This is a genomic window from Psychrobacter piscatorii (genome assembly GCF_001444505.1).
GTDB lineage: Bacteria > Pseudomonadota > Gammaproteobacteria > Pseudomonadales > Moraxellaceae > Psychrobacter > Psychrobacter piscatorii_B.
In genome coordinates this window covers 1-10,679 of the sequence record NZ_LNDJ01000109.1, presented here as the reverse complement: position 1 = coordinate 10,679, position 10,679 = coordinate 1, and the positions used below count along the sequence as shown (strand labels likewise).

10 protein-coding genes are annotated in these 10,679 nt (G+C 44.4%); 5 read left to right on the top strand and 5 right to left on the bottom strand.

Annotated elements, in window-relative coordinates; genetic code table 11:
* Positions 1-207 precede the first annotated feature (207 nt).
* Both AS194_RS11850 and AS194_RS13730 read left to right on the top strand, forming a co-directional pair.
* On the top strand, positions 208-909 hold the full coding sequence (locus tag AS194_RS11850; RefSeq protein ID WP_227511648.1) for a lipase family alpha/beta hydrolase: 702 nt from the start codon (positions 208-210) through the stop codon (positions 907-909).
* Between the two features lie 54 nt (positions 910-963).
* On the top strand, positions 964-1,122 hold the full coding sequence (locus AS194_RS13730; protein WP_161808417.1) for a hypothetical protein: 159 nt from the start codon (positions 964-966) through the stop codon (positions 1,120-1,122).
* On the opposite strand, the gene AS194_RS11845 is transcribed toward AS194_RS13730, so the two are convergent.
* The 4 genes from AS194_RS11845 to AS194_RS11830 form a co-directional block, all read right to left on the bottom strand.
* Positions 1,115-2,449, bottom strand: coding sequence for a ribonuclease D (locus AS194_RS11845; RefSeq protein ID WP_083499688.1), 1,335 nt, complete (start codon positions 2,447-2,449; stop codon positions 1,115-1,117). The two genes, AS194_RS13730 and AS194_RS11845, sit on opposite strands and share 8 nt — an antisense overlap.
* Before the next feature lie 136 nt (positions 2,450-2,585).
* The gene (gene recR, locus AS194_RS11840; RefSeq protein WP_058025695.1) at positions 2,586-3,179 is read right to left on the bottom strand and encodes a recombination mediator RecR; all 594 of its coding nucleotides are present in this window, start codon (positions 3,177-3,179) and stop codon (positions 2,586-2,588) included.
* Between the two features lie 118 nt (positions 3,180-3,297).
* Positions 3,298-3,627, bottom strand: a complete 330-nt coding sequence (locus AS194_RS11835; protein ID WP_025651278.1) for a YbaB/EbfC family nucleoid-associated protein — start codon at positions 3,625-3,627, stop codon at positions 3,298-3,300.
* Between the two features lie 81 nt (positions 3,628-3,708).
* Positions 3,709-5,001: an O-succinylhomoserine sulfhydrylase gene (locus AS194_RS11830; RefSeq protein ID WP_058025694.1), complete on the bottom strand. Its 1,293-nt coding sequence runs from the start codon at positions 4,999-5,001 to the stop codon at positions 3,709-3,711.
* A 429-nt stretch (positions 5,002-5,430) separates the two neighbouring features.
* On the opposite strand from AS194_RS11830, the gene AS194_RS11825 reads away from it, so the two are divergent.
* The 3 genes from AS194_RS11825 (at position 5,431) to dusA (ending at position 9,710) form a co-directional block, all read left to right on the top strand.
* Positions 5,431-7,074, top strand: a complete 1,644-nt coding sequence (locus AS194_RS11825) for a phospholipase D family protein (protein ID WP_058025693.1) — start codon at positions 5,431-5,433, stop codon at positions 7,072-7,074.
* 222 nt (positions 7,075-7,296) lie between these two features.
* A complete protein-coding gene (locus AS194_RS11820) occupies positions 7,297-8,601 on the top strand; it encodes an MFS transporter (RefSeq protein WP_058025692.1) in 1,305 nt (434 codons plus the stop codon).
* A gap of 125 nt (positions 8,602-8,726) precedes the next feature.
* Positions 8,727-9,710, top strand: a complete 984-nt coding sequence (dusA, locus tag AS194_RS11815; protein WP_058025691.1) for a tRNA dihydrouridine(20/20a) synthase DusA — start codon at positions 8,727-8,729, stop codon at positions 9,708-9,710.
* Between the two features lie 66 nt (positions 9,711-9,776).
* Here dusA and AS194_RS11810 read toward each other — a convergent pair whose 3' ends face one another.
* Positions 9,777-10,565 carry a CPBP family intramembrane glutamic endopeptidase gene (locus AS194_RS11810; RefSeq protein WP_058025690.1) on the bottom strand — a complete coding sequence of 263 codons (789 nt, stop codon included), beginning with the start codon at positions 10,563-10,565 and terminating at the stop codon, positions 9,777-9,779.
* Between the last annotated feature and the right edge of the window lie 114 nt (positions 10,566-10,679).

Below are 10,679 nucleotides of genomic sequence, written 5' to 3'. Positions count from 1 at the left end.
AGTCCCACTGTATCGTTTTTATACTGAGTTCACTATAAGTAGTACAACCTGACAGCGAAAAAATAGCTAATATTGAAATTAAAAAACTCAGATAATTTGACAACCCTTACCCCTAAAGCGCTAATATAAGATGTCTGTCTATCCGCTCATTTTTATAAACAATCGTCGATAAAAAAATCTTATAATGCTACTCATTTGGATATTGTTATGCAACAAAAAGACATGGCACAAAAAGCGCCTAAACGAAAAAACCTTGTGATTTTGATACATGGTTTGCATCAAACGACTTGGATGATGCGTCCCTTAGCGAAGCGTTTACAAGCGCAAGGTTTTGCCACCCATCAATACAGTTATCGCAGCATGCGCGACGGTATCAAAACCAACAGCCAGCGATTACATGAGTGGCTGAGTGCCAACCACAATCCCGATCAACCGATAGATTTGGTCGGTCACAGCTTGGGTGGATTGATTATTCGTGATTTTTTGGCCAATTATCCCAAGTGGCAAATTGGACGCTGCGTCACGCTTGGCACGCCGCATGTAGGAAGTGTTTGCGCAGATTACGTATGGCGTTTGAGCCCTTTAATTGTAGGACGATCTTATGCTGATGCGCTCGATGGCAAAGCGACATCCTGTCCTGAACATATTCATATGGGCGTGATTGCAGGCGATAAACCGCGCGGCTTAGGGCAACCTTTTTTGCAATATCACAATCGCAAACTGAATAAAGAAGACGCATCAGTGGCAGAAAACTGTGCTCATGATGGCACTGTCTACGTCAGCGAAACGCGACTGGAATGCGCCAACGACCATATCGTACTGCCTGTGACCCATACAGGCATGCTGGTCGACAAAGAAGTGGCCCGGCAAGTGATTTACTTTTTAGAAAATGGTGAGTTTGAACACTAGAGCATATTTTTAATACCTAAAATGCCCTAGATAACAGCGAATAATGGAATAGATATGACTGAGCAAAAGTATAAGCAAGATTGTCAAAACGGTCATTTATCGATAGAGAAAAAATTGATACTGCCATTGATTGATTTAAAAAAAACTGATTTAAAAAACAAGCAATGTGAAATTAGGCATCAATTTTTTGAGTTGGCTGTATTTGCTATCTAATACCCATCCCTTGCTGCAATTCAGTTTTATGCTTGCTGATCACAGGAATCAACGTCTGGACGACCCAGTCATTGCGCCAGCCTTTTAACCCTTGCGGTAATTCGCTGAGATCTTTATCAAGAGCAATGACTTCATATAGCTGTCCTAGCCATTTTTTGCGCATTAAAACGCTGCTAGGCACGCCAATAGCCTTAGCGTGATCATCAATCGCTTGCTGCACTGCTTTTGACAAGATTTTGTTTTTTGAGCGATATGGCGGCACTAGACAAGCTGGATGCTCGGTAGGTGGTAGGCTTTTGGCTTCTCTTATTATCTTAAGCAGCTCTTCACCATAGAGACGCAGCATACTACGGTGCATCGTCGTTTTGTGCGCCAGCTCACGCATGCTGTTTGGTTTCTCAGTGACGATCTCGCGTACCGCTTGCTTTTTGATGATAAACGTACGCGGCTGATTGGTCGCACGTGCCAGCTCTTCTCGCCACGTCGCAATCCCTTTGAGTATCGCCATTTGCTGTGAGTTATAACGATAATCTGCCATCGTCAGATACATCGCTTCATCTTCGACGTGCTGCAAGTCATACAAATCACTGGCATAAAGCTGACAGTCCGCCCAGACGTAATCGTATAGTCCTTGTGCCTTAAGCGCATGTTCGATACTGAGATACAGCGCTGGCAAATAACGCACATCATCAATGGCATATTGCTCCTGCTCGTCTGTCAACGGGCGCTGGAGCCAATCAGACTGACTGTGCTCTTTATCGATATGCATATCTAACTGATCTGCCAACGCCTGCTGATAGCCCATTTGTAATTGACCGGTTAAATAAGACAACGCAATTTGCGTATCAAAAATATTGGTCAATGGTGGACAACCAGATAGCAGATAAAAAATGCCTAAATCTTCGCCGCAAGCATGCCAGATAGCCACATCGACTTTACGTAGTGCGTCCCACAGCTCAGACAGTTGCAACTCAGGCGCATCTAGTAAATATACGTGATTACCCGTATTTAACTGTACGAGTGCCAAACGCGGATAGTAAGTGTCGCGCTTGATAAACTCAGTATCTAGTGCGACGCGGCCACAAGTTGCCAAGGCATTGATCACCTCAGCCAATTGGTGCTGCTCGCGCACCCAAGTGACATCGACGGCATCAGCGATATCCAACAGTGCATCGATATCAATTGCATCAACATCCAGTGCAACGTCATTTGATTCCGAAGGTGTCACCACTGATGTCATCTCAGTATTAGCTGCTTTTTGTGATGAGTTATCAGTAATCTCAGAAGGGTTTGATTTGACTGAAGCGTTTGAAACGTTGTTGGACACGGGCAGATACCTGCATAAATAGGAGAAAATAAAACGCGATACTGCGTCTTAATAAAATGAAAAAGGAGAACAATAATAAAGCAATTATAACAATTTCACGAAATGAAATGGGTAAGACTTTGATGCAATCAAAACCTTATAAAAAAGAGCGGTTTTGCATGGCTTGACCCAGCGTCATACTATCTAGATACTCAAGCTCGCCGCCCATCGGTACCCCTTGTGCCAAACGCGTCACCTTTTTGACATGACGACTGACCGCCTCGCTAATAAAATGTGCGGTGGTCTGACCTTCAACCGTCGTACCTGTCGCCAGTATAATCTCTTCAACAGGCTCTTGTTTGGCTCGCCATACCAGCTGATCAATATTTAAGTCATCTGCACTGATTCCATCAATCGGGGATAAGTGTCCACCAAGCACAAAATAGCGACCACGATACCCTGCCGTTTGCTCGATTGCCATGACATCTGCTGCTGTCTCAACCACGCATAGCAAACTGTCATCACGTCTAGGGTCTTGGCATAGAGGACACACCGCTTCATCACTAAAGCTATGACAGCGCTGACATTCAACGATATCGCGCATAGCTTCATCTAGTGCTTGGGCAAGCGCCATGCCTTGCGGACGTTTTTTACTAAGCAAATGTAGTGCCATTCGTTGGGCACTTTTTTGACCCACGCCTGGCAATATACGCAGCTGTTTGACCAGCTGATCAAATTTGGCTGTAAGCAAAGTGGCTTTCCTTTAGTTGACTTTATTTAACTAAATTTATAAATCGTAGCTATAAAAATGGGGTCGTATCGTGCCGATAACAACCCCATTTTTGTGTTCAGTCTAAAGTATTTAATGCTTAGAACATACCTTGCATACCTGGTGGTAGACCCATACCTGAGGTCGCGCCAGCCATGGTTTCTTCGTATAGCTCATCCGCTTGACGCACCGCATCATTGATAGCAGCAGCGATAAGATCTTCGATCATATCTGGCTCATCTTCTAGCAGACTTGGATCGATGGTCAAACGCTTGACCACATGGCGACCAGTCATGGTGACTTTAACCAGACCACTGCCCGCTTCTGCTTGCACTTCTTTGTTCGCCAGCTCTTTTTTGGCGTTCTCAACGTTTGCTTCTACTTTCTTTTGCATCGTTTGTGCTTGTTGCATCAATGCTTGAATGTTCATAGTTGCCTCTTTGTCTTATAATAATAAATTGGGATAATTTAAAGTTTAAAATAAAATACTGACGGCATTATACCGCTATCTTTACAAGCTGTCTAAACCACGCGCCAAATCTTTGATAATATCTTCGACATCTTCTAAACCGACTGATAGACGAATCAGACCGTCTTTAACGCCAGCTTCGGCACGAGCCTCAGGGGTGAGACGGAAATGCGTGGTCGTCGCAGGATGCGTAATCGTGGTTTTAGCATCACCCAAATTATTGGTGATAGAGACCATTTGAGTCGAGTCAATCACATGCCAAGCCGCTTCTTTTGTATCGCGGCTGTCAGATGCTTTGACTTCAAAACCCATGATAGCACCGTAACCGTCTTTCATATGATGCTGGCGGGTGGCCAGATCGTGTGCAGGATGGTCACTTAGGCCGGAGAAATGCACCGTACTGACATTAGGATGATTGACCAAAAATTCTGCGACTTGATTGGCATTGTTACAATGCGCTTGCATTCGGAGTTTTAGCGTTTCAAGCCCCTTAGTAAACACCCAAGCATTAAACGGGCTCATGCTGATACCGCCTGAGCGTACCACCGTGAACGCTTCTTGCATCAATTTGTCACTACCAACCAACGCTCCGCCAAGTACTCGGCCCTGACCATCCAAATATTTGGTTGCAGAGTGAATAACCACGTCTGCACCCAAATCTAGAGGACGCTGCAATGCTGGCGTGGCAAAGCAGTTATCAACGACCAGTAGTATGTCATTGGCTTTGCAAAGCGTGCTCAAATAACCGATATCGCAAATCTGCGCGAGTGGGTTACTTGGGCTTTCGCAATAGATGACTTTGGTATTGGGTTGAACGGCATTGGCCCATGCCTCATTATCAAAGCAATCAACATAGCTAACTTCAACACCAAACTTGGCCATATAGTTGTTAAACAGACCGATAGACGAGCCAAATAACTGATTGGCAGCGAGCAGATGGTCGCCCGCTTTTAGATATGCCAAGCACATGGTCAGGATTGCACCCATACCAGAGGCCGTTGCAACCGCACGTTCACCGTTTTCTAGCGCGGCGAGACGACGCTCAAAAGTACGGACGCTTGGGTTGGTATGACGAGAGTAAACGTTTCCTGTCTTTGTACCGTCAAAATGTGCCGCGGCATCAGCGGCTGATTGGTAGACATACGAGCTGGTGGTAAAGATCGGTTCTGAATGCTCGCCCTCATCGGTACGATGCTGACCTGCGCGCACGGCGATGGTTTGCATACCATAATCAAGCCCTAAATCTAAGGCATCGTTACGCCAGTTTGGATCTAACCCATCGTTTGAGTTTTTTTGGTTCAAATTATTCTCATCTTTCGTTTGCGACTGACTCATAGACGTTCCGTTGCTTTGTTTTGGTTGGTATAAAAGGACTGCTTATTTTTTTGATTATTAAGCAAATTCATCAGCGTTATCATAACATGCCGACTTATTCCACACATCTGGTTTCAGATAACATCTAATTATTAATTTTGCCTATTAAAATAACTGGATGTTCAATATGACAGCCATTATGCAGATTTAACCGACAATAAATCACGATAAAATCAATCGTCAAACCTAACAAAAATAACGTATTTATAATAGGCAGATATGCTAACAGCTGCTAAGCTTAGCGACGATTTGAATTTTGGCGTTGGTGATATTTTTATAGACCGTCCAATCAATGCTATCATCCTTAAAAATAGATGAACAATTTCAGCAAATTACTTATCCATGCATTTTATTTATCAGTATATTTAGGCTCATCAAGGTAAATTCGTTATGTCGATGTTCAGTATAGAACCAAGCAGCTTATCGTTGAGTCTGACACTTGGGCTGACTTTAGGTCTGAGCGCTTGCCAGAGCCTACCCAAACAGCCGCATCTACCTGAGAGCCAAGCGCTATCGGCGCGAGTCAATGCTTTATACCAACAAGAAGACAGCCCAAAGATTGAGCAAAATACAGCGACTACAACCAACAATACTGATCTAGTGGCCGCTGTTAGTGCGCAGAATGAAATTCATCCTGATTTGTCAGGCTATCATCCGATCGTCACTGGGGCAAATGCGTTTGCCGCCCGTAGTATCTTAACGGGTATGGCCACGCGCAATATCGATGCGCAGTATTATATTTGGCATAATGATCAGGCTGGCCAACTGCTATTAAAAGACTTGTGGGAAGCGGCTGAGCGCGGTGTGATCGTGCGTTTGTTGTTGGATGATTTTAATAACAGTGCAAAGTTTGATCAACACCTATTACGTTTTGCGAGCCACCCTAATATCGCGGTGCGTATCATCAACCCATTAATGCACCGTAAGTTTTCAACATTGAACTACGTCACAGGTTTGCCGCGTATCAATCGCCGTATGCACAATAAAAGCATGACGTTTGATAAACAGATTACCATTATCGGCGGACGTAATATCGGTAATGAGTACCTGAGTAACGATCAAAGCAGCCAGTTTGCGGATTTGGATGTTTTACTGATTGGTAAAGTCGTCGCAGACATTGATAATAGCTTTGCCAGTTACTGGTCATCGCCGCTGTCGTTTGACATCGAAACTTTAGCCAAGTTCGACGATGACGTCACGCCTGATTTTTTGAAGGCATTAGACAAGCTGGGTATAGATGAGGAAAATAACGAAGGCAGTAGCTTGACGGTTTATAAAGCCGCCATCAAAGACTCGACGATAGACACTGATCTGATCAACAAACGCGTGCCGTTTCGTTGGACAGACATGCAGTTTTTGAGTGACGATGTTGGCAAGCTGTCCAAAAGCGTCTCACCTGAGACCAACTTGGTGCATCAACTGCGTACGTTACTCGGTAGCCCAACCAAAAAACTGACCATCATCTCGTCTTATTTTGTCCCGACCAAAGATGGGGTCGATACTTTGGTGAAGCTCGCCGAATCTGGCGTTGATATCAAAATATTAACCAACTCATTTGATGCGACCGACGTGACCGCTGTTCATTCTGGTTATAGTCAATGGCGCCCTAGCCTGCTGCGGTCAGGCGTAAAAATATACGAGCTAAAATCAACGGCAGCTGAAGAAAAACGTGACAATAAACTCTGGCGTGCACGCAGTCAGTCATCAACCAGCCTACATGCAAAAACGTTTGCGGTAGACGACTATCAAGTGTTTATCGGTTCCTACAACGTTGACCCTCGCTCTGCCAATATCAATACTGAAATGGGCGTCATCATCAACGATGATGAGCTGGCAAGACAGCTGCACGGGGCGCTGAGTGATGATTTACTAAACCAAGCTTATGAAGTTAAGCTGCTAGACAACGGTAGCTTGGAGTGGCACACCATGGAAGATGGCAAAGAAGTTGTTTATGACTCAGAGCCACGGGTCGATATGAGTGATCATATCTGGCTTACTATTATGTCTTGGTTACCCATTGACTGGCTACTGTAATATGTAAACTCTTTTCTAAATAGTCCTTAAAATTGCAGGATGTGCAGTTTTGCTTTTGTTAAAAGCCAAATCCTGTAATCAAAGTTCTTATTACAATACACAAAATTACTGTTCCGGCGAATCATTGTTTATATACTTTGATTTGCCGGTTTTTATCATGGCCGATTATCTAAACGATGATCGTCTTAATGACCACTTTACTCCGTGGATGCGTGATCTATTATGCCGACTCGTTCTCAATACGCCCTGATGTCTAAAAAAGACAAAAATACAGTCATATTCGTAAGCTTTATCAGCGCTGTAATCTTTTTTGATTTCTTGATTTATTTGTACATTGCAGACATTGTCTCAGCTGCTATTTTCCCCGCTAATAACGATCCTACGGTTGCTAAGCTGCAAGGAATGGGGCTGTTTGTCATTGGTTACTTGGCTCGGCCATTTGGTGGCATTCTGTTCGGGCGTTATGGTGATCTCAAAGGTCGAAAGCCGACCTTTTTCCTGAGCATAATCGTTACGGCAGGTAGCTTGCTCGCAATGGCGTGTCTGCCTACTTATGCGCAGTGGGGTGCGCTTGCACCTGCGTTATTCATATTGCTGAGAATCATACAAGGTATGGCATTTGGTCTTTACGCACCGCTATCTTGGGTATTTGTGGCGGAGCATGTCCCTCGGCAGTATTTGTCAGTGGCTTGTAGCTACGTTACGGCTAGCTTTTTGGTAGGTGTACTGTTCTCTAATGCGTTTTTTCTGTGGCTGACTGACTTTATGACCACCGTACAGCTGACTGATTATGGCTGGCGTTTGCCGTTTTTTGTTGGCGCCTTACTAACCTGTCTGCCATTGTTGGTATGGCGATTGGTTAAAGAGACTCCGTTTTTCTTGGCGTTAGATAAGCCAAAAACTGGTAAGAATCTAGGTAGACCATTTACGGTATTATTCAAGCGCTGCAAACATTCTATCTTTGTCAGTATGGTACTGACTATAGTGATATCTAGTATCACCTCTGTCATTGTCCTACTACTGCCAGAACTAATAGAAATCAACTTTACTTTAGACAGTGATTTGTTTAGCTTTTCTCATAGCTTGGGCATCGTATTTATGGTTCTTGGCTGTGTCTTTTATGGCATGATCTCGACCCATGAGAACTTTGGTAAAATTTTGGTCATTGGTTCTGTTTTACTTATCGCTCAAACACTGGCGTTCTTTTATCATCTGCAGGCGGGTGGCGACTATATCTTAATCATGTATGCACTGCTAGGGTTCTGTGCCGGTATCGTGGGCATGATCCCTGCCATTTTAGTGCAGCTATTTCCGACCAATGTACGTCTCACCGGCATTTCTTTTTGTTATAATATTACCTACGGTATCGTGGGTGTGCTGATACCCTTTGGTCTTGGTTACGCCACCACGCTCATCAGCTTCTCGCCAGCGCTATATATTGCCTTTGTGGGCTTTATCGGTATTATTATGGGGCTTTATTTTTATAACCTGCCTGAATTCAAAAAAATTGATCAGGTGATTTTATAATTACCTGATCGCAATCAAGATCAACGTTAAGGTGCAATGGACTGCCTCATCCATTGCACCTTCTCCATTGCACTTTCTCCATTTATTATGGACACAATAGACACAAACATTAAGGCTTAGTAACTATGGTTGATATGACCAAAAAACGCCTCTCGGTCGCGCCCATGATTGATTGGACAACGACAGATTATCGTTACTTTGCGCGACTATTTAACCCGCACACGTACCTGTATACCGAAATGATTAGCACCGGTGCATTGATACACGGTAACCGTGCACGGCACTTACGCTTTGACACACTTGAGCATCCACTGGTATTGCAGCTTGGCGGAGCAGATATCAGTGAGATGACACAATGCGCCGAATTTGCTCAGCAATACGGCTATGATGAAGTCAATATCAATGTGGGCTGTCCCTCTGATCGCGTACAACACAACAAGATAGGTGCCTGTCTAATGGCAGAGCCAAAAACGGTGGCTGACTTGGTCAAGCACATGCAAGCTGCAGTCGATATCCCCGTGACGGTCAAACACCGTATCGGTATCGATGATTTTGACAGTTACGAGTTTATGGTGGATTTTGTGCAGACCGTTGCGGCTGCTGGCTGTACGCGTTTTATCGTTCATGCACGTACCGCGTGGCTACAAGGGCTGAGTCCTAAGCAAAACCGCGAGATACCACCGCTACGCTACGAGGATGTCTATCGTCTAAAACAAGACTTTCCTGAACTTGATATTGAGATCAATGGCGGTATTGATACCATTGAAGACATAAAAATGCATTTGCAACATATCGATGGCGTGATGATTGGTCGGGCGTTTTATCACAACCCGTATCTATTAGCAGAGGCCAATAGCTTATGGAACGAGGCAGCACCCGACGCGATACCTAAGCGCTCAGAGATTTTAGAGCAGCTCTACCCTTATCTACAAGAACAAATCGCCAAAGGCGAAGCACTACCCACGATGACACGGCATTATCTAGGATTGTTTCAAGGATTGATGGGTGCACGCAAATGGCGGCAAGCATTGAGCGGCAAACCTCAGCTAACGCTTGAAGAGGTTAAACGAGCAGCCGATGAAGTGTTATCGTTAAATCCTGACGCATAGCTAAATGCTGATATAACTGGCTTGATAGAATTCACATGCTGGCCATTGTCGTGGCTAGCATGTTATCTACGCCGCTTGCGCAAGATACTGCCACATCGCTGCGCCATTATTGATGATATGTAGTACGATTGGCAGTAATAGTGACCCTGACTTGATACGTGCATAACAAAATATGAATGCCAAAACCACAATAGTACTGATTTCATAAATGCCATACTGCACATGAATGATGGCAAATATCAAACTGGTCACGATACTTGCTACTATCGCACCGTGATGCACAGAGTATGACGGTGCGGTGAACTGCTCTGCGATGGCTGACCATAATATGCCACGAAAAACCACTTCTTCGTAAATAGGTGCAACCACGACCATTGCAAAGACCAGCAGCCACACTGAACTAACAGACTGGTACAATGGATCTACAAATACCAGCGGTGTCATGTCCAGCATATAGGTCAGCGCCTGACTGACTATCATAAATATCAACAGCAATCCTAGCATGCCTATACCTACCGTAAATGAAAACGGCTTTAATGCTAAATACTGTCGCCATTCCCCGCCTTTTATACGAATAATGAGAACACTCGTTGTCATCAGCAGCACGCAGCCTATGAGTATTGATAAGCTCACGACTGTTCCATCGTTACTGCCAAAAAAGAATATATCGCCCATCGAAGCATTTTTGGTCGCAGGTAATACCAGCTTGCCAGCGCTATAGACGCCTACCAATTGACTGATAAAAAACGCAAGCACCATCCCTACCGTCAGCATAAATGTACCAACGCGTGAAAATAACGGCGGACGCTCAGGCGAGGTTGCGATATCCGGTAAAGCTGTCACGTTTTTTGGCATATATATGTCACTTAAAAAATACGCTGTCAGCTTGTATTAGACACAAGCCTACATAACGATACGTTGCTTTTATTTTGATATAGTGAGTTCAGTATAAAAACGATACAGTGGGAC